Genomic DNA, 22,677 nt, shown 5'->3' with positions numbered 1-22,677 from the left:
GAGATAAGGCCTCTAAAGCAAAAACGGGCGCGAGAGTATAAGCCTCTCGCGCCCGTTTTTATATGACCGCTCGACTCAGCGGACTTTACCCTCTGCCTGCATCAGCTCTTCCTTGCTGAAATCATCCACGTCGATCACCTTGCGTCGCGCCGCCTCGGCATCGCGCAGGGTTTGCGCCTCGGCCGGTTGCAGCACGCCGGCCTGCAAGGCCGCGTCGATGGCGTGCTCGCCGGCCACCGGCTTGACCTGGCCGCTTTTGAGCGCGCTGTGGAGTTTTTTCTGCAAGGGGTGGCTGGCACCGAGCAGGTCGTAGGCATGTTGCAGGGCGCCCACGGGATCTTCTGCCGATTGCGGGCGATAACAGCCGGCCAGCAACTCTTCCAGGGTCGGGTCGCCTTTGGCGCGGCCGATCACGGCTGCCACTTCGGCATCCAGAGCGTCGGATGGCCCGGTATGACGACGCCCGAATGGGAACACGATCACCCGCAACAGACAGCCCAGCACCTTGTTCGGGAAGTTGCTCAGCAGCTCATCCAGTGCGCGTTCCGATTCACCCAGGCTTTCTTCCATGGCCCAGGCAAACAGCGGCTCCAGGTGGTCCGGCGAGTCCAGGTCGTGGTAACGCTTGAGCGCCGCCGAGGCCAGGTACATGTGGCTCAGCACATCACCCAGGCGAGCGGACAGGCGTTCGCGGCGCTTGAGCTCGCCACCCAGCAACATCATGCTCAGGTCCGCCAGCAGGGCAAACGCAGCCGCCTGGCGGTTCAGGGCACGGAAGTAGCCCTGGCTCAACCGGTTGCCCGGGGCTTTTTCGAAGTGCCCCAAGCCCAGGTTCAGCACCAGGGTGCTGGCGGCATTGCTCACGGCAAAGCCGATGTGTTGCATCAGCAGGCCATCGAATTCCTTCAACGCCTGGTCATGGTCTTCGCGACCGGCCAGGGCCATTTCCTTGAGCACGAAGGGATGGCAACGAATCGCGCCCTGGCCGAAGATCATCAGGTTACGCGAAAGGATATTGGCGCCTTCCACGGTGATGAAGATCGGTGCGCCCTGCCAGTTGCGGCCCAGGTAGTTGTTGGGCCCCATGATGATGCCTTTGCCGCCGTGCACATCCATGGCGTGGCTGATGCACTCGCGGCCGCGCTCGGTCAGGTGGTACTTGAGGATCGCCGACAGCACCGACGGCTTCTCGCCCAGGTCCACGGCGTTGGCGGTGAGCATGCGCGCGCTGTCCATCAGCCAGGCGTTGCCACCGATGCGCGCCAGGGCTTCCTGAATGCCTTCGAAGGCCGACAGCGGTACGTTGAACTGTTCGCGCACCTGGGCATATTGCCCGGTCACCAGGCTGGTGAACTTGGCGGCGCCGGTGCCGACGGCGGGCAGCGAGATCGAACGGCCGACCGACAGGCAGTTCATCAGCATCATCCAGCCCTTGCCGAGCATTTCCTGGCCACCGATCAGGTACTCCAGCGGGATGAACACATCCTTGCCTGAGTTGGGGCCGTTCATGAAGGCGGCGCCGAGCGGCAGGTGCCGACGGCCGATTTCCACGCCAGGGGTGTCGGTAGGAATCAACGCGAGGCTGATGCCCAGGTCTTCTTCTTCGCCCAGCAGGTGGTCCGGGTCATGGGCCTTGAAGGCCAGGCCGAGCAAGGTCGCGACCGGGCCTAGGGTGATGTAGCGCTTTTCCCAGTTCAGGCGCAGGCCGAGGGTTTCCTTGCCTTCCCATTCGCCTTTGCAGATCACGCCGGTGTCGGGCATGGCGCCCGCATCGGAGCCGGCCAGCGGGCCGGTGAGGGCGAAGCACGGGATGTCGTCGCCACGGGCCAGGCGCGGCAGGTAGTGGTTGCGTTGTTCCTCGGTGCCGTAGTGCAGCAGCAGTTCGGCGGGGCCCAGGGAGTTGGGAACCATCACGGTGGAGGCCAGGTCACCGCTGCGGGTCGCGAGCTTCATGGCAACCTGGGAGTGGGCATAGGCGGAGAAGCCTTTGCCGCCGTACTCCTTGGGAATGATCAGGGCGAAGAAACCATGGGTCTTGATGTGTTCCCAGGCTTGCGGCGGCAGGTCCATGGCCTGGCCGATTTCCCAGTCGCTGACCATAGCGCAGAGTTCTTCGGTGGGGCCGTCGATGAATGCCTGCTCTTCCTCGGTCAATTGCGCCTTGGGGTAGGCCAACAATTTGTCCCAGTCGGGGCGGCCACTGAACAGTTCGCCGTCCCACCACACGGTACCGGCATCGATCGCATCGCGCTCGGTCTCGGACATCGGCGGCAGCACTTTCTGGAACCAGCTGAACAGCGGCTTGGTGAAGTATTGGCGGCGCAGGTCAGGCAGCAACAAGGGCGCGGCCACCACGGCCAGGAGCACCCAGAAGATCAGCAGCAGCCAACCCGGTGCGTGGCTCCAGGCGCCCATCGCCAGCAGGTAGACGGCGACCACGCCCAGGGCGGGCAGGGGGGCAGTACGGCGGTGTGCCAGGTAGGCAATGCCGACCACCAGCACCAGTATCCACAACAACAGCATATTCAATCCTCCGTGAACCAGGGGCGAAACCACCAGGGAGCTTAGTCGGCATCCGAACAAGCCGGGTGATCAGGGTGTAACAAGGTGTACTGGGCAACCCATCAGCCGGCGCCGGCATTTGGCCGAATCGTCGTTATCTCTCGGGCAGGCCTGGTGGTTAAACTCCAGGCTCCCCTCGGAGATCAAGCTCATGAATACGTACTTGAGTCCCAGCCGCTTCATCGATAGTGACCACCCTGTGGTGGTGGAGTTCGCCGAGAAACATCGCGGAACCCGCCCGGATTTAAGTGACCAGGCAGTCAGTCTTTACTACGCGGTGCGTGAGGCCATTCGCTACAACCCCTATACCTTCAGCCGTGACCCTAACACCTTGAACGCCAGCTTCGCCCTGGCGGCTGGCGAAAGCTACTGTGTGCCCAAAGCCACGTTGCTGGCAGCTTGCGCACGTCACTGTGGTATCCCTGCGCGCATTGGTTTGGCGGACGTACGCAACCACCTGTCCACACCGCGGCTGCTCGCCCTGCTCAAAAGTGACGTGTTCGCCATGCACGGTTATACCGAGCTTTACCTGAACGGCCGCTGGGTCAAGGCCACTCCGGCGTTCAATCAGCAACTGTGCGAAGTGTTCGACGTGCCGCCGCTGGAATTCGATGGGCTGCACGACAGCGTGTTCCACGCGTTCAATCGCCAGGGCCAGCGTTCGATGGAGTACGTGGTGGACCATGGGCAGTTTGCTGACGTGCCCGAAGCATTTTTCTTCGCGCATATCCGCCAGTGTTACCCGCACTTGTTTGGCGACGATGCGCCCACCTTGCTCGGTGATATGCAGGGCGATTTAAGCCGCGGCTGAACCGGCGTATGCTGCTGCCTTCATCAAGCCATGTTCATCAACGATAAGGCGCGGTCATGCTGAAGATCTGGGGTCGTAAAAATTCATCAAACGTCAGGAAAGCACTGTGGTGCGCCGAGGAACTCGGCCTGGACTATGAAGCAATTGATGCGGGCGGGGCTTTTGGTGTGGTCGATACCCCGCAATACCGGGCCATGAACCCCAATGGCCGGGTGCCGGTGATCGAAGATGGCGACTTTGTGCTGTGGGAATCCAACACCATCGTGCGTTACCTGTGCGCCAAGCAGGCATCGGACTTTTACCCCAGCGACTTGCAAGCCCGGGCCAACGCCGAAAAGTGGATGGACTGGACCACTTCCACGCTCGCCGATCCGTTCAAAGCGGTGTTCTGGGGCATCGTGCGCACCCCGGCTGACCAGCAAAACTGGGACAGCATCAATGCCGGGCGCCAAGCCTGTATCGACGCGCTCAAAACCGTCGAACAAGCCCTCGCCGAGCAACCCTACCTGTCCGGTCAGGCGTTCGGCATGGGCGATATTCCCTTGGGCTGCTTCATCTACGCCTGGTTCGAGATGCCCATCGAACGCCCGGTAATGCCGAATCTGGAGGCCTGGTACCAGCGTTTGCAACAGCGCCCGGCCTACCGCAAGGCGGTGATGACCGCGTTGACTTAATACACACTATTAATACGGGTGACTGTACTTGTGCGGCATGGGCACGCACCATGCTCGCACTGCATCGCAGGTTGAACTACCTGGGGTGTGCCTTCATCTATTCTTTCTATTCCCTTCTTTGGTGCGTACTTCCATATGAGTTCCGCTCTGTCCATCCGGCAGCTAACCAAAACCTACGGCAACGGTTTCCAGGCCCTGAGTGGTATCGATCTGGACGTTGCCGAAGGTGACTTCTTCGCCTTGCTCGGCCCCAACGGTGCCGGCAAATCCACCACCATCGGCATTCTCTCCACCCTGGTCAACAAGACCAGCGGCACGGTGAATATCTTCGGGCATGACCTGGACAAATCGCCGGCGGCGCTCAAGCGCTCCATTGGCGTGGTGCCCCAGGAATTCAATTTCAACCAGTTCGAAAAGACCTTCGATATTGTCGTGACCCAGGCTGGCTACTACGGCATTCCGGCGAAAGTCGCCAAGGAACGCGCCGAGCAGTACCTGACCCAACTGGGCCTTTGGGACAAGCGTGACGTGCCTTCGCGCTCGCTGTCCGGTGGCATGAAGCGCCGCCTGATGATCGCCCGCGCCCTAGTGCACGAGCCGCGCCTGTTGATCCTCGACGAACCCACCGCCGGCGTGGACATCGAACTGCGCCGCTCGATGTGGACCTTCCTCACCGAACTGAACGAGAAGGGCATCACCATCATCCTCACCACCCATTACCTGGAAGAGGCTGAGCAGTTGTGCCGCAACATCGGCATCATCGACCACGGCACCATTGTCGAGAACACCAGCATGCGCAACCTGCTGGGCCAGTTGCATGTGGAAACCTTCCTGCTCGACCTGAAGAACAATCTGTCGCTGGCCCCGCAGTTGCTCGGCTACCCGAGCCGGCTGGTGGACAGCCACACCCTGGAGGTGCAGGTGGATAAAGCCATGGGCATCACCGCGTTGTTCACCCAGTTGGCGACTCAGAACATCGAAGTGCTGAGCCTGCGTAATAAAACCAATCGCCTTGAGGAGTTGTTCGTGTCCCTGGTGGAGAAAAATCTGGCGAAGGTGGCGGTATGAGTTCCGAACTGCAACCCAACCTTGTCGCGCTGCAAACCATCGTCTATCGCGAAGTGAAGCGCTTTACCCGGATCTGGCCGCAGACCCTGCTGCCACCGGCGATCACCATGGTCCTGTACTTCGTGATCTTCGGTAACCTGATCGGCCGGCAGATCGGCGACATGGGTGGTTTCACCTACATGGAGTACATCGTGCCGGGCCTGATCATGATGTCGGTGATCACCAACTCCTACGGCAACGTAGTGTCGAGTTTCTTTGGCAGCAAGTTCCAGCGCTCCATCGAAGAACTGATGGTCTCGCCGGTGTCACCGCACACCATCCTGATCGGCTACACCTTGGGCGGCGTGTTGCGTGGGCTGATGGTGGGGGTGATCGTGACGCTGCTGTCGCTGTTCTTTACCCATCTGCAGGTGCATCACCTTGGGGTCACCATTCTGGTGGTCGTGCTGACGGCGACGATCTTCTCGCTGCTGGGCTTTATCAACGCCGTATTTGCACGCAACTTCGATGATATTTCCATTATCCCGACCTTCGTGCTGACGCCGCTGACCTACCTGGGCGGGGTGTTTTACTCCATCACCTTGTTGCCGCCGTTCTGGCAGACGGTATCCCTGGCCAATCCGGTGCTGCACATGGTCAACGCCTTCCGCTACGGTATTCTGGGCGTGTCGGATATCAAGATCAGTGTGGCGATCACTTTTATGATCGTTGCCACCATCGTCTTGTATATCGGCTGTGCGCGGTTGCTGGTGAGTGGGCGTGGGATGCGTACATGATGTGGGATTGGAAATAACAAAACGGCCTCATCAGAGGCCGTTTTTTATTGGATGCACACCGAACAAATGTGGGAGCTGGCTTGCCTGCGATGCACATAGGTATCTACACAACTTTTTAGTTGTAGCCGTCAACGGTAACCATGATGCGAAGCGAGTCGCTCTTGATCTTGCTCTGCTTTTGATCTCAGGCGCCCCGTTAAACCACGCTGGCGGATTACGGGCACACCGAGCCTGGGCGAGGTGCCGAGTGGTGGGGCAAGAGCGTTTTGCTTACTTTGGCCTGGGCCGGCATCCCGGCTTTTGCAAAGTGAGCCGCCGTCAGGGCGGAACCCTAAGTGGCCGTTACCGCAGGAATGGATAGGTACTCGGTATAACAGTCTCGGCTGTCATGCCGCCTTCGCGAACAAGCCCGTTCCCACAGTGGGATCGTGGGGTGTCAGGTAGATAAGCATCGGCTGGAAGGCAGTCATCGCAGGCAAGCCAGCTCCCACATTTTGGTCGGCGCACGCGCTTTAGTTTTTTAGTGTCAGTTCGATCAGGGCGTGCAGCTCTTCTACCGCCAACGGCTGGGCCGAAAACAGAATACGAAACACCGTCGGTGCGGCGAGCAGGTTGATCAGATGGTCAACGCTCGGCGGCTGTTCCTGCGGGTAGCGGTCCACGATCACCTGCAACTGCCCACTCAGGATGCTCACGCAATACCCAGGCGTGGGGCTGCTTTGCACGTCTCGCATCATGTTGCGCCCCACTTCCGAACTCATCTCGTCCAGGTATTGCTCGGCCCAGGCTTGCAGGTCGCCGCGCAGGCTGCCGGTGTTGGCCGGCTCGCAGTCTGGACGCATGCGCGCCAAGGCCACATCGGCCAGCAGCACGGAGAGGTCGCCCCACCGGCGGTAGACAGTAGAAGGCGTGACGCCTGCGCGCGCCGCAATCATCGGCACGGTGACGCTGGACCGCTCATGGGTTTCCAGCAGTTCGCGCACCGCTCCGTGGACGGATTCTTGTACCCGGGCACTACGGCCCCCCGGGCGGAGGCCTTCTTTGATCGCCATGGGCAGGACCTTAACACAAAGAATTTGCTTTAAGCGCCAGCGAGTAGCACACTGCACAAAAGCAAAATATTAGCTTTAGCGGAGCGTGCCCATGTCCAGCGTCATCTCTCAGCGGTCCAGCCTGGCGTTTCTGGTGATCACCGTGCTGACCTTTCTCGCTGCCTCCAGCGCGCCGACGCCGTTGTATCAGGTGTATCAAGACCACCTGCATTTTTCTGCGGCGATGCTCACGGCGATTTTCGGCGTGTATGCCGTGAGCCTGCTCGCGGCGCTGCTCACCGTGGGCTCGCTTTCGGATTACCTGGGGCGCAAGCCAGTGATCTTCGCCGCGCTGCTGCTCAATAGTGTGGCGATGCAGCTGTTTATCGTTGCTGACAGCACCGCCTGCCTGCTGGCCGCCCGCGCCTTGCAGGGTTTCGCGACCGGCACGGCGACCGCGGTATTGGGGGCGACACTGCTCGACACCGACCGCGTGCGCGGCCCGATGCTCAACAGCCTTGCACCGATGCTCGGCATGGCCAGTGGTGGCCTGGGCAGTGGGCTGCTGGTGGAGTTCGCGCCATGGCCGACCCAATTGATCTATTACGCCCTGCTGGGCTTGATGGTGTTGCAGGCTCTGTATGTGTGGCGCCTGCCTGAAACGGTCAGTCGCATACCGGGCGCCTTGAAGTCCCTGGCGCCAACCCTGCATGTGCCACCGCAAGCGCGCCGCGCGTTGTGGTTGGCGATGCCATTGAATGTGGCCGTGTGGGCGCTGGGTGGGTTCTTTTCCTCGTTGGCGCCGTCGTTGGTGCGCGTCGCCACGGGTTCGACCCCGCACTTGATCGGCGGCGGGCTGGTGGCGGTGGTGACCTTGAGCGGTGCGGTGATGATCTACAGCCTGCGCAACCATGCGGCTGACAGAGTGATGCGCTTGTCGGCTGCACTGCTGGCCGTGGGCGTGGGGTTGCTGCTGGTTGCCGTAAACACCGCCAGCCTGTGGCTGTTCTTTATCGCCAGTGTGATCGCAGGCCTGGGCTTCGGCGGCGGTTTCATGGGCAGTGTGCGCAGTATCGTGGGCCTGGCGTTGCCCCATGAGCGGGCGGGCCTGATGTCGGCGTTCTACGTATTGAGCTACCTGGCGTTCTGCGTGCCGGCACTGTTGGCGGGTAACCTGAGCCGCGTGTTTGGCCTGATCGCGACTACGGACGGCTACGGTGCGGTGCTTATCTTGCTATCTCTCGGCGCGCTTGTTGGGTTGTTGTGGCGGGACACGGTGCAGGCAAGGGCAAGCGCATGATTGCGATTAATATAGGTAAAATAGATAACAGTTAGAGATATTACCCGTTATATAGATATTCGATCAGGTTCTATCATGGTTTCAACCTCAAATGAGGAAGAGGATTTACCCATGACCTGCTCGACCACTCACCGCTACAAACCCTTCAGTCACCTGACCCGTCCCCGGGAAGTGATTCGCCAGTTCACCCCGAACTGGTTCGCCGCGACCATGGGCACCGGTGTGCTGGCGCTGGCCTTGGCTCAGTTGCCAGTCAACTTGCCAGGTTTGCACGCTGTCGCCGAGGGCCTGTGGCTGTTCACCATCGGCTTGTTTGTGCTGTTCAGCGTGCTGTATGCCGCCCGCTGGGTGATGTTTTTCCACGAGGCGCGGCGCATCTTCGGGCACTCAACGGTCTCGATGTTTTTCGGCACCATCCCCATGGGGCTGGCGACCATTCTCAACGGTTTGCTGCTGTTCGGCCTGCCGCGATGGGGCGGTGATGTGATCCCGTTGGCCGAGGCCTTGTGGTGGCTGGACGTGGCCATGTCCCTGGCCTGCGGCGTACTGATCCCGTTCATGATGTTCACCCGCCAGGAGCACAGCATCGACCAGATGACCGCTGTCTGGCTGTTGCCTGTAGTGGCTGCCGAAGTGGCGGCGGCCAGCGGCGGCTTACTCGCGCCGCACCTGTTAGACGCCCATTCGCAACTGGTGATGCTGGTGACCAGCTACGTGCTGTGGGCGTTTTCCCTGCCGGTGGCGTTCAGCATACTGACCATCCTGATGCTGCGCATGGCCTTGCATAAGTTGCCTCACGCCAATATGGCAGCGTCGAGCTGGTTGGCGCTGGGCCCCATCGGTACCGGTGCTCTGGGCATGTTGTTGCTCGGTACGGATGCCCCTGCGATCTTCGCCGCCAATGGCCTGGCCAGTGTCGGTGAAATGGCCCACGGCCTGGGCCTGATTGCGGGCATCACCCTGTGGGGGTTCGGCTTGTGGTGGATGTTGATTGCGGTGTTGATCACCCTGCGCTATCTGCGTGCCGGTATCCCGTTCAACCTGGGCTGGTGGGGGTTCACCTTCCCATTGGGGGTTTACGCCCTGGCCACGCTGAAATTGGCGAGCCTGCTGCAGCTGGAATTTTTCAGTGTGTTTGGCAGTGTGCTGGTGGTTGCGCTGGCGCTGATGTGGCTGATCGTGGCCAAGCGCACCGTGCAGGGCGCTTATAAAGGCGAGCTTTTTGTTTCGCCTTGTATTGCCGGGCTAGCGAATAAGTAAGCAGGATTAGGTAAAGTCGTGGCCTGATAAATAAAGGCCACGCAGGAACACGGACGACGATGAGCCATCCTTCCCAATTCACCTTGCTGCGCACGCGGCGCTTCTTGCCGTTTTTCATCACCCAATTGCTGGGTGCGTTCAACGACAACATCTTCAAGCAGTCGCTGATCCTGGCCATCCTTTACAAGCTCACCATCGAGGGCGACCGCTCCATTTGGGTCAACCTGTGCGCCTTGTTGTTTATCCTGCCGTTCTTCCTGTTCTCGGCGTTGGCGGGGCAGTTTGGCGAGAAATTCAACAAGGACGCGTTGATCCGCGCGATCAAGATCGGCGAGATCGTGATCATGGCGGTGGGCGCGGCGGGCTTTTTGACCAATCATCTTGAGCTGATGCTGCTGGCGCTGTTTGCCATGGGCACTCACTCGGCACTGTTCGGCCCGGTGAAGTACTCGATCATGCCTCAGGCGTTGCACGACGATGAGTTGGTCGGTGGCAACGGCCTGGTAGAGATGGGCACGTTCCTGGCGATTCTGGCCGGCACCATCGGCGCCGGGATCATGATGTCTTCCACTCATTACGCGCCGGTGGTGGCGGTGGCGATTGTGGCCGTGGCGGTGCTGGGCTATTTGGCCAGCCGCAGCATCCCGCGCGCGGCGGCGTCGACACCGCAACTGCGCCTGGACTGGAATATCTTCACTCAGTCGTGGGCGACGTTGCGCATGGGCCTGGGGCAGACGCCAGCAGTGTCGCGCTCGATTGTCGGCAACTCATGGTTCTGGTTTGTGGGTGCGATTTACCTCACGCAAATCCCGGCCTATGCCAAGGAATGGTTGTACGGCGACGAAACCGTGGTGACCTTGATCCTAACGGTGTTCTCGGTGGGCATCGCCCTGGGCTCGATGCTGTGCGAAAAGCTCTCCGGGCGTAAGGTGGAAATTGGCCTGGTGCCGTTTGGTTCGTTTGGCCTGACCGTGTTCGGCCTGCTGCTGTGGTGGCACTCCGGCGGCTTCCCGCAGAACGTGCAACCCAACGATTGGCTCGCGGTGCTCAGCTACGGCCAGGCGTGGTGGGTGCTGCTCGATATCCTCGGCCTGGGTGTGTTCGGCGGCTTTTACATCGTGCCGCTGTATGCGCTGATCCAGTCGCGCACCGCCGAGAACGAACGGGCTCGGGTGATCGCGGCCAACAACATTCTCAATGCACTGTTCATGGTGGTCTCGGCCATCGTCTCCATCCTGCTGTTGAGCGTGGCCAAGCTGTCGATCCCCGAGTTGTTCCTGGTGGTGTCGCTGCTCAACATCGCGGTTAACACTTACATCTTTAAAATCGTCCCCGAGTTCACCATGCGCTTCATGATCTGGCTGCTCAGCCATTCCATGTACCGCGTGGAGCATCGCAACCTGCAAGCCATTCCGGATGAAGGCGCGGCGTTGCTGGTGTGCAACCATGTGTCGTTTGTCGATGCGCTGTTGATTGGCGGCGCAGTACGTCGGCCGATTCGCTTTGTCATGTACTACAAGATCTATCGTTTGCCGGTGCTCAACTTTATCTTCCGCACCGCCGGGGCGATTCCGATTGCCGGGCGCCATGAAGACATTCAGATCTACGAACAGGCGTTCGCGCGGATTGCCCAGTACCTCAAGGATGGCGAGTTGGTGTGCATCTTCCCGGAAGGCAAGCTGACCGCCGATGGCGAGATGAATGAGTTCCGGGGTGGGGTGACGCGCATCCTGGAGGAGACGCCAGTGCCGGTGATCCCGATGGCATTGCAGGGGTTGTGGGGGAGTTTCTTCAGCCGCGATCCTAACAAGGGCTTTTTCCATCGGATCTGGTCGCGGGTGGTGTTGGTGGCGGGTGAGCCGGTGGCTGTGGAGGCGGCGACGCCTGAGCAGTTGCAGGCTGTGGTGGGTGGTTTGCGGGGGAGTGTCAGGTAGTTTGTGGTTGTTTGTCGGGACTTCATCGCAGGCAAGCCATAGGTATCTACATAACTTTGTGGGCTGTAGCAGCAGACGGTAACCACGATGCGAAGCGAGTCGCTCTTGATCTTGATCTGCTTTTGATCTCAGGCGCCCCGTCAAACCACGCTGGCCGGAATTCGACAGGGATTTGGGGGGTAAACCGGCAGGGATGCCGGTTTAGCCGCCCCGCGCCATGGATGGCGCGTGGCGGCGGCCCCCCAAATCACTGGCGGATTACGGGCACACCGAGCCTAAGCGAGGTGCCGAGTGGTGGGGCAAGAGCGTTTTGCTTACTTTTGCGCTTTTCAAAAGTGAGCCGCTGTCAGAGCGGAACCCTAAGTGGCCGTTACCGCAGGAATGGATATGTACACGGTCCAACTGTGTTGACTGTCAGGCCGTCTTCGCAGGCAAGCCAGCTCCCACATTTAGATCGCGGTGCCTCAGCCAGATCAGCGTCGGCTGTCAGGCCGTCACGGGAGCAAGCTCCCTCGCCACAGATTTAGCGTCGTGCCGTAGTTGTGTAGATACCTATGCTGCGATAGCGGTAGTGGCTTAAGTGGAAATCTTGAGGCCAATCAGCCCGCAAATAATCAACGCCACACTGGCCAACCGAAACAGCGCCATGGATTCTCCGAACAGGATAATCCCGGCAATCACCGTGCCTACGGCCCCCACGCCGGTCCAGATGGCATAGGCGGTACCCAGCGGCAGTTCCTTCATGGCCAGCCCCAATAGCCCAAGGCTGACGGCCATGGCGGCAATGGTCAGGGCGGTGGGCAGCGGCTTGCTGAACCCGTCGGTGTACTTCAGGCCGACGGCCCAGCCCACTTCAAACAACCCGGCAAAGAACAGAATGATCCAGGACATGATGACCTCGCTTCTATCAAAGTGGGGTCGTCCCCGGGTAAGCGCTTGATAGCGTCGCGAGGTCGTCCCCGCGAAGTTCGGTAGAGTGCCGAAATTGGACCGTGCGATCAAGTTACGGCGTGGTTTCCAGCGCGCGACGGTCTTCCTTCTCGCTCATGCGCCGGAAGTAGGTCGACAGCAACGCTCCGGAAATATTGTGCCAGACGCTGAACAACGCGCTGGGCACTGCCGCCAGCGGCGAAAAGTGTGCACTGGCCAAGGCGGCACCCAACCCGGAGTTCTGCATGCCCACTTCCAGGGCCAGCGACTTGCGTTGCGCCAGGGGCAGCTTGAACAGGCGCCCGGTGAAGTAGCCCAACAGGTAACCGAAGCTGTTGTGCAACATCACCACGGCCATGATCAGCAGGCCCGACTCGGCAATCTTGCCTTGGCTTGCGGCAACCACGGCCGCGACGATGATCACAATGCTGACCACCGACACCAGTGGCAGCACGTCCACCGCATGCCTTACCCGATCACCGAGCAAGCGCTGCGCGACCACGCCCAGTACGATGGGTAGCAGCACCACTTGCAGGATCGACCAGAACAGCTCCATGAACGACACCGGAAGCCAGGCCGAGGCCAGCAGCCAGATCAATGCCGGTGTGAGCAGCGGAGCGAGGAGGGTGGTGACCGCGGCAATCGCCACCGATAACGCCAGGTCACCCCGGGCCAGCCAGGTCATGACATTGGACGACGTGCCACTTGGGCAACAGCCGACCAGGATCACGCCAACGGCTATTTCCGCTGGCAAATGGAACGCCTGGCACAGCAACCATGCCACGCCCGGCATGATCACGAAATGCGCGACCACGCCCAAGGCCACGCGCCAGGGGTGGCGAGCGACTTCGGCGAAGTCTTCCAGTTTCAAGGTCAACCCCATGCCGAACATCACCAGGCCCAGCAGTGGGACGATGGCGCTTTTCAGGCCAATGAACCAGCTGGGTTGGAGAAAGGCGACAACGGCAAAGATCAACACCCAATAGGCAAAGGTGTTGCCGACGAAGCGGCTCAAGGCGGCGAGTGCGCGCATGGGGATGTCCTTTTTTATTCGATTTCTGAGTTGTCAATGCAATCAAATGTGGGAGCTGGCTTGCCTGCGATAGCGGTGTATCAGCCAGAATAGTGGCGACTGATACACCGCTATCGCAGGCAAGCCAGCTCCCACACTGACCGTGCCCACATTGGATCGGTGTTGCTTAGATGCCCTGTGGTGTCTCTTCGCCGCCCAGTGCCTCAACCAACGCCGGCAGGAACTCGCCGAAGGTCAGCATCATCAAGGTAAAGCTGGCATCCAGTTGGCCCAGGGCTTCATCACCGCCGTCCTGTTCCGCCTGGTCTTGCAGCAGGTCTTCGAACTTCAGCCGTTTGACGGTCATCTTGTCGTCGAGCATGAAGGACAACTTGTCCTGCCACGCCAGGGACAGTTGGGTCACGACCTTGCCGGTGGTCAGGTGCAACTGGATCTCTTCGCTGGTCAGGTCCTGGCGCTTGCAACGCACGATGCCGCCGTCTTCGTGGGTGTCGCGCAGTTCGCATTCGTCGAGGACGAAGAAGTCGTCGGCCGGTTTCTGGGTGGTGACCCAGTCGGTCATGATTGCAGTTGGGGCGGTTTTTACCGTCAGCGGGCGGACCGGCAGGGTGCCGATCACTTCGCGCAGGGTCGACAGCAGGTCTTCGGCGCGCTTGGGGCTGGCCGAGTTGACCAGGATCAGGCCCTGTTTCGGCGCGATCGCAGCGAAGGTCGACGAGCGACGGATAAAGGCACGGGGGAGGAAGGCCTGGATGATTTCATCCTTGATCTGGTCGCGCTCCTTCTTATAGACCTTGCGCATCTGCTCGGCTTCGATCTCTTCGACTTTCTCTTTAAGTGCATCACGCACCACGCTACCCGGCAGGATGCGTTCTTCCTTGCGGGCGGCAATCAGCAAGAAATCGCCGCTGACGTGAACCAGGGGAGCATCTTCACCTTTCCCAAACGGTGCGACGAAACCGTAAGTAGTCAACTCCTGGCTTGCACAAGGGCGCGCCAGCTTGGTGGCCATGGCCGCTTCCAACGCCTCGGCATCAACAGGCAGATCTTGGGTCAGGCGATAGATAAGCAGGTTCTTGAACCACATGGGGTGAGTCTCTCCTCTATACAAAGGGGGGCATTATTCTCTTGATCACGCCGCAGGCCAACCCTGCCTAAGCCATTGGAAGGGCTGAAAAAAAAGATTTAAGAAAGTGCTTGCCAGACTTAAGGTCGCTCCGTAGAATGCGCGCCACACCGAAACGAAGGGTGATTAGCTCAGCTGGGAGAGCGTCTGCCTTACAAGCAGAATGTCGGCGGTTCGATCCCGTCATCACCCACCATTCGCTTCATGTGTTACGCGCAGCGGTAGTTCAGTCGGTTAGAATACCGGCCTGTCACGCCGGGGGTCGCGGGTTCGAGTCCCGTCCGCTGCGCCATATTCGGCAACTTGGAACACTGAACGCCAGGTAGCCACAAGAAACCCGCTCATTGAGCGGGTTTTTTTTCGCCTGCGATTTAACGCGCCTTACGGTGCGTTGCGGCTGTGGCGGTAATCGCTGACGGCTTCGTACACCGCTTTGCGCAGCCGGTTGATGCCGCCGATGGGGCGGTGCGCTTCCAAACCGAACCAGGGGTTGAACGACTGGTTATCGCACGCCAGGTTCTGCGCCGGCGTGTCGAAGTCCTGAGCGGGAATCCTGACCTTGGCCACGGTTTCATACGGCGCGTCGCTTTCCTTCCATTCGATGCTGGTGTCTTCTATGGGCATGAACGCCTGCGGGTTTTGCCGCTGGATCTGTAGCACAAAACACGCATCTACACGATCGGTGGACAGTTGCTGGTTGAGCGCGCTGCGCAGGAAGTTGGGCAGGTCCTCGTTCTGTTTGGGCAGCACATAATCCGGGCAGCTTTGCGGGTCGGGCGCGACGCGAAACTTGGCGTTGGCCGCGCCAAACTTGTAGGGCGACACTGAAAAGTAAGTCGTCTGCGTCGGGCTGGCCGGTGCGGGCGCCAGGGTTGCCAGGGCGATAAACAAGTGACGCACTTGCCAGCTGCGCGGGTCGAGCTTGGGAAAGAACGCCAGGACCTTCTTGCCATCCGCTTGCGCACCGACGTTTTGCGCGTATTCCGCGACATCGCTGACAAAGAAGTTCGGATGGCTGAACATCACGAAATCCTGCTCGGTACGCGCTTGCTGGTCGGCCATCAGTTGCTTGCCCGGCACATCCAACAGCTTGATCGCCATGCCGCGGGCATCACGGATGCTGTCGAATTGCGGGTAGGCGTTGCCGTTGGACAGGCGCATTGTCGCCTGCCAGGTCTTGCCTGGTTCTGCGAACACGCCCTGGCGCAAGGCCGGGTCGAGATCTGCCAGAACGCTGACCTCGGCTTTCACGCACCCATGGGCCTTGGCATGGGCATCACGCAGGTAGCGAGTGCCTTCGCGATGCTGGTCAACGATGCGCACGGCGGTCTGGATGATGCCTTGGGTCATCGCCGCTTCACCCGGCGGGATCTGTTCCTTCACCGACACCGGGCCCCTGTGCTGCCAGGCGAACCAGGCCGTGGCCAACACCCACCCCAGCAGGCCCAGGCCCAGTAGCCACAGCAGGGTTTTACCCACAAAGGCGCCAAGGCGCAGCCAGAGACGAGCAAGCATGGAGCGGTCCTTGTTTTGCGATCGGATAATCATGGCAGTTGTTGCTCCAGAGGGCCGCCCAGCACTTTGAGGTATTCGAGCAGCGCCCAGCGTTCCTGCGGCAGCAGGCCACGGCCGATAACGCCATTGCCACGCTCGCCGGCACGGAATTCGTGGCCGCTGTTGTGGTTGCCGGTGATTCTGGTATCGAACAGGAAGGCATTCTTGAAGGCGATGGTCTCAAACCCCAGGTGACGCGGGTCGTAGTTGAAGGTGCCTTTATAGAAGGTGGTGCTGCGTTCGTCCTGGGGCGAGAGCAGTTGGTAGATCGTCGGCACCGAACCGTTGTGAAGGAACGGCGGGGTGGCCCATACGCCGGCCAGCGGCCGCGCCTTGTAGGCACGCAACTCGCGCACGCCGATGGGCAGGCCGAACCCGTCCAGGCCTGGGCGCTCGGCCGGGGTGACGCCGGCCGCACGGTAGGCATGCTCTTCGACGAAGGCCGTGACATAGGCCAGGCCCTGGGCCACCGACATTTTTTTCAGGTCCATCGGCGCGGTGGGGGTGGGGTGCAGTTCGACATTGAGCCGGGCCAGTTCGGCCGGGTCCCATTGCAGGGCACTGAGGTCGTAGCGTTGGTCGGCAATGTTGTTGGCCGTGCCGGGGTCGGTGCCGATGTAGTCCACCGGCAGCATTTTCAACTGCTGCACCGGGCGGCCGTTTTCTTGGGTAACGGTGGGCAGGTGGCAGCCGGCGCAGTTCTCGGCAAAGAGTGTGCGGCCCTGGGCGGCGAGGGATTTGTCGATGGCCCCGAACAAGTCTTGCGGCCAGGTCGGCGGCTTGAGCCGTTGCAGGGTTTCTTCGATCAGGTGCAGGTCGCGCACCCGTACGCTGGACGGGTAGCGGGCATCGCCTTTGAGCGGTTGCCCGGCTGCGTCGAAGAACGCCAGGGTCGCGCCTACGCCAAGGGCTTCGCCGATGTTGCGCGCCATCGGCTGCTGGGCCGAGCCATTCCACTGCACCCAATCGAAGGTCCAGATGTCCCACAGATGCGGGTAGTCCACCGGCGCATTGGCGACGCGATAATTGTCTGGGGAAATAGCGTCGCCAAAACTGGCGTTGGCGATGCGCCCAAAGGCATCCGTACGGCCCGGGCCTTCTTCGGTGGGGTAAAGGCCGCGATGGGTGTCATTCCAGGCGACTTTGAGGAACTGGTTCAACGATTGCTTGAAGTCCGTGCGCAGTTGATCGCGCTGAGCATCGTACTGATCCCCCAGCACCTTGTGGGCGAAGCGCTCGAACTTCCATGGGTTGTAATAGGTAGCGGCCAGGCTGGCGACCAGGGCCTGGCCGAAACTGCCGCCGCGCAACGTGGGAACGCTGGAGGGCAGCACGTGTTGCGCCGAGCCGCCGTCGATGCGCAGGGCCTGGCCCTTGAAGTGCAATTCGCCGGTGTGGCAGGCCGCACAGGTGATATCCAGGTACTGAGCCTTGCTGTCGGCGTTCTGGTGCCGGGCGAACCCTACCGGCAGGTTGCCAGGGTTTTGCGCGGTGGCCGTCTGCTTGGGGTCGACCAGGAAGCCGAAGCGCGCCAGGTATTCCGGCGCGGCAAAGCGTTGCTCGGAGAACGGCAGCTCCAGGGCGGTGAACCAGTCGTAGTGCAGGCCTTTTACTTGGGTGCCCTGGGGCGTGAAGTAGTAGGTCTGGCGGTCGGCGGCACTCCATTGCTCCTGGTAGTGCACCTGCTTTACTGGAACGTAGTCCGGCAGCTTTGGGTTGAGGGTGTAGTAGAGCACCACGGCCAGAATCAGGCCCAGTGCGATCAGTATCAGGAGTAAAACACGGGAAAAAATGCGCAAGATAACTATCCTTGTCGAATTGTCGCGTTGTTATGCCACTGCGCCACAGGTGCGGCAAGTAGCAATTGGCCCGCTATCAGGCGGTCCCGCGATCCGTCGCGGGGCCCCATGATAAATGGAAATGCTTTTAAACACGTGAACTTATCAGAAGTTTCCTGCTCACATGCCGGTAGCCATTGGTCGTGGCCGCCTGATAAGCTCGCGACTTTATTCGAATGCCCTTATGGCGCATGAACAAGGAAATAGCATGAAACAGCATCGGTTGGCGGCGGCGGTGGCCCTGGTTAGCCTGGTACTTGCGGGTTGTGATTCGCAGACCAGCGTAGAGCTGAAAACCCCGGCGCAAAAAGCTTCCTACGGCATCGGCCTGAACATGGGCAAGAGCCTTGCCCAAGAAGGCATGGACGACCTGGACTCCAAAGCTGTTGCCCAGGGCATCGAAGATGCCGTCGGCAAGAAAGAGCAGAAGCTCAAGGACGATGAGCTGGTTGAAGCGTTTGCCGCACTGCAAAAGCGTGCTGAAGAACGCATGACCAAAATGAGCGAAGAGTCGGCAGCCGCTGGCAAGAAATTCCTCGAAGACAACGCCAAGAAAGACGGTGTCGTCACCACCGCTTCCGGCCTGCAGTACAAGATCGTGAAGAAGGCCGACGGCGCCCAGCCTAAGCCGACCGACGTGGTGACTGTTCACTACACCGGCAAGCTCACCAACGGCACCACCTTTGACAGCTCCGTAGATCGCGGTAGCCCGATCGACCTGCCGGTCAGCGGCGTGATCCCGGGTTGGGTCGAAGGCCTGCAACTGATGCACGTTGGCGAGAAGGTTGAGCTGTACATCCCGTCCGACCTGGCCTACGGCGCCCAGAGCCCGAGCCCGGCGATCCCAGCGAACTCCGTGCTGGTATTCGACCTGGAACTGCTGGGCATCAAGGACCCAGCCAAGGCAGAAGCGGCTGACGCACCTGCTGCACCAGCCGCCAAGAAGTAATCGGCGCCTGAACATACAACGCCCCGTCTCGACGGGGCGTTGTTGTTTTCGGCCTTGGTCAAACGACGCAAAATTCCTGTGGGCTTGCTCGCGAAAGCGGCTTGGCAGTCAACACAGTTGGATGGTGTACATATCCATTGCTGCGGTAACGGCCACTTAGGGTTCCGCCCTGACGGCGGCTCACTTTGCAAAAGCCGGAATGCCGGCCCAGGCCAAAGTAAGCAAAACGCTCTTGCCCCACCACTCGGCACCTCGCTTGGGCTCGGTGTGCCCTCACTCCGGCTTGAATCCGTGGGCCGCCGTCATGGGCCATCCTTGGCCCAGGACGGCTAACCCGGCGTCCTGCCGGGTTACCCACGGATTCAAGCCTGCGTTCGGCCAGCGTGGTTTAACGGGGCGCTTGAGATCAAGATCACAAGCAGATCAAGAGCGGCTCGCTTCGCATCGTGGTTAGCGTTGGCTGCTACAGCCTGTAGTGTTGTGTAGAGACTTATGGCAATCGCAGGCAAGCCAGCCCCTACGTTGAAGCCTCTGCAAATCCAAACGAACGTCCGCAATCGGACACAGTCTGATATAAGACTCGAGCACGGGTAGCCGCACATACATGCCAAGTCAATGAATTCTTGGGTTTTTTTTATGTGCGCAAAAAACGCCCGATCTGACTGTAGGCCTTGTAGTCCGTGGCTTTCAGCCGATAAAACAGGCTCTGTTCACAAGGTTATCCACAATTTGTGTGGATAACCTTTTATGTCGCCTGGAACTGGAGTGCCCTATGAAACCACCGTTCAATTTCACCCGTTTCCTGCCTATGGCCGCGCGCTTGCTCGGTCGTGGGCGTTTGCCAACCTTGCTGTTTGCCGTCGCTGCCAAAGGCTCAAGCCAGGGCAATCGGCTCGGCCAGCTCAAGGATGATCTCAAGTTGCTGCAGGCCCTGTGCCTGGCTTACTGGCGTGGCGAATACCGTGCGATCAGCCCTAAGGCGTTGATCTCGGTGGTGGCGGGGCTGATGTATTTTCTTAGCCCGATTGATGCGATTCCGGATTTTCTTCCCATGTTCGGCATGCTCGACGACATCGCCGTGCTGGCGTGGGTCATGAAGACCCTGAGCGGCGAGCTGAGCGCCTTTCGTACCTGGCGCGATGCGCAACGTCCGGAAAAACTTGCGGTGGTTGAGCGCCTGCCTGCGACGCCTGAGCTGTTGGCCCGGGAAAACCCGCAAAAAAACTAATGATGCCTGGTATCCCCCGGCGACCTTCGTGGCTGTTAGGATTACACTCTTAAGGAAATAACTTACTTAGTAAGTGTTTTTATCCTACGGGGCAGTCATGGATATCCAGATCATTTCACGCGATGGCGAACCCGAGTATGCGGTGTTGCCATGGGACCAGTACCAGGCGCTGCTAAAAGCCGCCGGTCAGTTGCAACCGCCACGCGCTTCTCCTTCTGTTGCACCCACCGCCTCCGAGCAGGACCTGCGCCCGCTTGCAGCCCTGCGCGGCCTGCGTGAGGCCAAGGGCCTGGCAATCGAGGCCCTGGCGCGTACCGTGGGCATCAGCCCTTCGTATCTTGGATTGATAGAAAGTGGTGAACGCCAGCCGGATGCCGCCATTCGCCGCAGCCTGGCCTGGGAATTGGGCGTTGCAGGTTGGAGGGATGAGTCTTGAGCCTACGTATCAGCCGTCAACACTGGGATGGGTTAATCAATGAACTGGACCAGGCACGTCGCCAGCGCCATTTGCTGACGTATCGTGCGCTGCTGGAGCGCCTGCAATTCCCCACGCCGGCCATGCAGACCCTGGCTGCGGCCCTGGAGCACCTGGCGGCGCTGGATGCCAAGGCGGAGCAACCGCTGCGCAGTTCCCTGGTGATCAGCCAGGGCGCGAGCCGCCTGCCACGCACCGGTTTTTTTGAGTGTGTGGAGCGCCTGGGGCGGTTCAGCGGGCCTTCCGATGGTGTGGCCGCTGCGTCCTGGCATGCATCCGAAGTGGTGCGGGTGTTCGAGTACGAGTACCCGGAATCTGCCGAGGCCTAAAGCGCCTGGGAGCAGGTGCCCATGCTGTCGATCACGTGGATGCTGTAGCCCGCAACATCCTTGGCATGGTGCTTGGCTTGTGAAGCCAGCTCTGCCAATTGGCTGGCATCGAGTTGCGCACAGGCCTGTGGATACAAATGCACCACGCCGATGGACAGCGACAGCAATGCAAATTCCTGGCGCGCGCCCTGGCGGTTGAGGGCCACGAAGCACCCAGCCTCAAGGTGTTCAGCGCGGTAGAAGCGCCGGCATTGGGTGTGGAAATCGTCCAGCAATTGGTTGAGCCGCTTGCGCCAATCCTGCGGGCCCAACACCAGCAGAAAGTCATCGCCGCCAATGTGCCCGACAAAGTCGCGGCTGGGGTCTACCCGATCGTTCAAGCACTGCGCCAGGCACAGCAGCACTTCATCCCCGCGCCCGTAGCCGTAGATATCGTTGAACGGCTTGAAACTGTCGATATCCACATAGCAGATCACCGACTCGCGCTGTTGCTGCAACAGCCTAGTGAGGCACTGCTGGATCGGCACGTTGCCAGGCAGCAAGGTCAGCGGGTTGGCGTAGCGGGCCTGCTGGATTTTCAGTTCGGTGATCAATTTGAGCACGTCGATAACCCGGCCCAGCCCCAGATAATCACCGTTCAGGGTGATGATGAAATCCTCTTCGATGCGTTGTCGTGCGCGGCTGGTCAATAAGCGGCTGACCTGCTGCAAGGACTGGCTCAGTTCCACCGCCAAAAAATCATCGCTCATCAAGCGGCTGATGGGTTTGCGCGCGAACAAGTCGGTCGCGAATGGCTTGAGCAGCGCGTCCGATAGCGAATGCCGGTGCACAATGCCGACCGGGCGACCGCAGCCGTCCAACACCGCCAGCGAGTTGAGGTTGGCCTGGCGGCGGAACGATTCCAGCACTTGGGCGGTGGCGGTGTCTTGATCCACGGCGGGCTGCTCATTGAGCAGGGCGCTCAGGTCACTGCCTTCATCATTGAGGGCCAGCATGGCGTTATCCGGTTTGGGCAGCATCAGGCGCGCTTCCTGCGGGGGCTGTTCCTGAGGGCGGCAGAGCAGGTAGCCCTGGACCAGGTCGACGCCCATTTCGGTCAATACCGCCAGTTCTTCCGGCAACTCGATGCCCTCGGCAATCACTTGGGCGCGGGACGCCTTGGCGATCTGCAGGATGGAGCCGACAAACTCGCGCTTGAGGGCGTCCTGGTGAATGCCGTCGATAAAATGCCGGTCGATCTTCACGTAGTCCGGGCGCAGTTCCGACCACAAGCGCAAGCTGGAATAACCGGCGCCCAGGTCATCGAGTGCGATGGCAAAACCCATGTCGCGGTAGTGGTGCAAGGCGGTTTGCAACAGCGCGAAATCGTCGGTGGGCGCCTGCTCGGTGAGTTCGATCACCACCTGGCTGGGAGAAATACCGAAGTCGCGCAACAGTTGCAGGGTGCGCCCTGGCTGATGCGCGTGCTCCATCAACGATTCCGGCGAGATATTGAGGAACAGCTTGCCCGGCAGTTTCTGCTCGCTGAAGCGTCGGCATGCACGCTCTCGGCACGCCATGTCCAGCTCGCTCAGGCGCCCGGCATGGCTGGCCACCGAGAACAGCGCGACGGGGGAGTGCAGCGGGCTGTTGGACGGGCCGCGACTGAGGGCTTCGTAACCGAGGATGCGCCGCTCTGACAGGCAGATGATCGGTTGGAACAGGCTGTGCAAACTGCCTTGAGCCAGGATTGAGCCCAATGCATTCAGCTGTTCGGTCATGGTCATGGCGGTCTCGATCAAAAAAAAGGACCGCAGGCG

The 22,677-nt window shown here is 60.4% G+C and carries 19 protein-coding genes and 2 tRNA genes; 13 read left to right on the top strand and 8 right to left on the bottom strand.

Translation table 11 applies throughout. From position 1 onward, the window contains the following. Positions 1 to 75 precede the first annotated feature (75 nt). The gene (locus tag TX24_RS25170; RefSeq protein WP_003190110.1) at positions 76 to 2,523 is read right to left on the bottom strand and encodes an acyl-CoA dehydrogenase; all 2,448 of its coding nucleotides are present in this window, start codon (positions 2,521 to 2,523) and stop codon (positions 76 to 78) included. A gap of 190 nt (positions 2,524 to 2,713) precedes the next feature. Here TX24_RS25170 and TX24_RS25165 point away from each other — a divergent pair, with 190 nt between their 5' ends. From TX24_RS25165 to TX24_RS25150, 4 genes are all read left to right on the top strand, one after another. Continuing rightward, entirely contained in the window at positions 2,714 to 3,373 is a 660-nt protein-coding gene (locus TX24_RS25165; protein ID WP_003190111.1) for a transglutaminase-like domain-containing protein, read from the top strand. A 56-nt stretch (positions 3,374 to 3,429) separates the two neighbouring features. Then, the gene (locus TX24_RS25160; protein WP_057711565.1) at positions 3,430 to 4,047 is read left to right on the top strand and encodes a glutathione S-transferase family protein; all 618 of its coding nucleotides are present in this window, start codon (positions 3,430 to 3,432) and stop codon (positions 4,045 to 4,047) included. Positions 4,048 to 4,182: 135 nt separating this feature from the next. Next, positions 4,183 to 5,115 carry an ABC transporter ATP-binding protein gene (locus TX24_RS25155; RefSeq protein WP_003190114.1) on the top strand — a complete coding sequence of 311 codons (933 nt, stop codon included), beginning with the start codon at positions 4,183 to 4,185 and terminating at the stop codon, positions 5,113 to 5,115. Further along, a complete protein-coding gene (locus TX24_RS25150) occupies positions 5,112 to 5,891 on the top strand; it encodes an ABC transporter permease (protein ID WP_003190115.1) in 780 nt (259 codons plus the stop codon). The genes TX24_RS25155 and TX24_RS25150 overlap by 4 nt, the downstream gene beginning before the upstream one ends. 512 nt (positions 5,892 to 6,403) lie before the next feature. Here the strand turns inward: TX24_RS25150 and TX24_RS25145 are convergent. Continuing rightward, positions 6,404 to 6,943: a TetR/AcrR family transcriptional regulator gene (locus TX24_RS25145; protein ID WP_003190116.1), complete on the bottom strand. Its 540-nt coding sequence runs from the start codon at positions 6,941 to 6,943 to the stop codon at positions 6,404 to 6,406. Between the two features lie 91 nt (positions 6,944 to 7,034). On the opposite strand from TX24_RS25145, the gene TX24_RS25140 reads away from it, so the two are divergent. The 3 genes from TX24_RS25140 (at position 7,035) to TX24_RS25130 (ending at position 11,416) form a co-directional block, all read left to right on the top strand. Continuing rightward, a complete protein-coding gene (locus TX24_RS25140) occupies positions 7,035 to 8,222 on the top strand; it encodes an MFS transporter (protein WP_057711563.1) in 1,188 nt (395 codons plus the stop codon). Between the two features lie 111 nt (positions 8,223 to 8,333). Further along, positions 8,334 to 9,482, top strand: a complete 1,149-nt coding sequence (locus TX24_RS25135; RefSeq protein WP_034135207.1) for a TDT family transporter — start codon at positions 8,334 to 8,336, stop codon at positions 9,480 to 9,482. Positions 9,483 to 9,541: 59 nt separating this feature from the next. Beyond that, positions 9,542 to 11,416, top strand: a complete 1,875-nt coding sequence (locus tag TX24_RS25130) for an MFS transporter (RefSeq protein ID WP_057711562.1) — start codon at positions 9,542 to 9,544, stop codon at positions 11,414 to 11,416. Positions 11,417 to 11,992: 576 nt separating this feature from the next. On the opposite strand, the gene sugE is transcribed toward TX24_RS25130, so the two are convergent. The 3 genes from sugE to rdgC form a co-directional block, all read right to left on the bottom strand. Further along, positions 11,993 to 12,307 (bottom strand): quaternary ammonium compound efflux SMR transporter SugE, encoded by a 315-nt coding sequence (gene sugE, locus TX24_RS25125; protein WP_010211634.1) that lies wholly within the window; start codon positions 12,305 to 12,307, stop codon positions 11,993 to 11,995. A gap of 112 nt (positions 12,308 to 12,419) precedes the next feature. Beyond that, complete coding sequence (locus TX24_RS25120) at positions 12,420 to 13,379, bottom strand: bile acid:sodium symporter family protein (protein ID WP_003190129.1); 960 nt, start codon at positions 13,377 to 13,379, stop codon at positions 12,420 to 12,422. Positions 13,380 to 13,545: 166 nt separating this feature from the next. Next, positions 13,546 to 14,466 carry a recombination-associated protein RdgC gene (gene rdgC, locus TX24_RS25115; protein WP_003190130.1) on the bottom strand — a complete coding sequence of 307 codons (921 nt, stop codon included), beginning with the start codon at positions 14,464 to 14,466 and terminating at the stop codon, positions 13,546 to 13,548. Positions 14,467 to 14,625: 159 nt separating this feature from the next. Here rdgC and TX24_RS25110 point away from each other — a divergent pair. Together TX24_RS25110 and TX24_RS25105 are read left to right on the top strand one after the other, a co-directional pair. Continuing rightward, positions 14,626 to 14,701: transfer RNA gene (locus TX24_RS25110), tRNA-Val, on the top strand. Positions 14,702 to 14,720: 19 nt separating this feature from the next. Then, positions 14,721 to 14,797, top strand: a tRNA-Asp gene (locus TX24_RS25105). Between the two features lie 89 nt (positions 14,798 to 14,886). On the opposite strand, the gene TX24_RS25100 is transcribed toward TX24_RS25105, so the two are convergent. After that, positions 14,887 to 16,020, bottom strand: a complete 1,134-nt coding sequence (locus TX24_RS25100; protein WP_003190131.1) for a catalase family protein — start codon at positions 16,018 to 16,020, stop codon at positions 14,887 to 14,889. 29 nt (positions 16,021 to 16,049) lie between these two features. Then, positions 16,050 to 17,858, bottom strand: coding sequence for a di-heme-cytochrome C peroxidase (locus TX24_RS25095; RefSeq protein WP_057711559.1), 1,809 nt, complete (start codon positions 17,856 to 17,858; stop codon positions 16,050 to 16,052). Between the two features lie 247 nt (positions 17,859 to 18,105). Here TX24_RS25095 and TX24_RS25090 point away from each other — a divergent pair, with 247 nt between their 5' ends. The 4 genes from TX24_RS25090 (at position 18,106) to TX24_RS25075 (ending at position 20,878) form a co-directional block, all read left to right on the top strand. Continuing rightward, entirely contained in the window at positions 18,106 to 18,846 is a 741-nt protein-coding gene (locus TX24_RS25090) for a BamJ family beta-barrel-assembly machinery protein (RefSeq protein ID WP_005786709.1), read from the top strand. Between the two features lie 772 nt (positions 18,847 to 19,618). Further along, complete coding sequence (locus TX24_RS25085; protein WP_003190134.1) at positions 19,619 to 20,074, top strand: YkvA family protein; 456 nt, start codon at positions 19,619 to 19,621, stop codon at positions 20,072 to 20,074. Positions 20,075 to 20,171: 97 nt separating this feature from the next. Next, positions 20,172 to 20,510, top strand: coding sequence for a helix-turn-helix domain-containing protein (locus tag TX24_RS25080; RefSeq protein WP_003190136.1), 339 nt, complete (start codon positions 20,172 to 20,174; stop codon positions 20,508 to 20,510). Continuing rightward, positions 20,507 to 20,878, top strand: coding sequence for a hypothetical protein (locus tag TX24_RS25075; RefSeq protein WP_003190138.1), 372 nt, complete (start codon positions 20,507 to 20,509; stop codon positions 20,876 to 20,878). Before TX24_RS25080 ends, TX24_RS25075 begins: the two co-directional genes overlap by 4 nt. On the opposite strand, the gene TX24_RS25070 is transcribed toward TX24_RS25075, so the two are convergent. Beyond that, on the bottom strand, positions 20,875 to 22,644 hold the full coding sequence (locus TX24_RS25070) for a bifunctional diguanylate cyclase/phosphodiesterase (RefSeq protein ID WP_057711558.1): 1,770 nt from the start codon (positions 22,642 to 22,644) through the stop codon (positions 20,875 to 20,877). The genes TX24_RS25075 and TX24_RS25070 overlap by 4 nt on opposite strands. Positions 22,645 to 22,677 lie beyond the last annotated feature (33 nt).

It is taken from the genome of Pseudomonas lactis (assembly GCF_001439845.1).
GTDB classification, from domain to species: domain Bacteria; phylum Pseudomonadota; class Gammaproteobacteria; order Pseudomonadales; family Pseudomonadaceae; genus Aquipseudomonas; species Aquipseudomonas lactis.
This window is presented reverse-complemented; position numbering and strand designations above follow the sequence as displayed.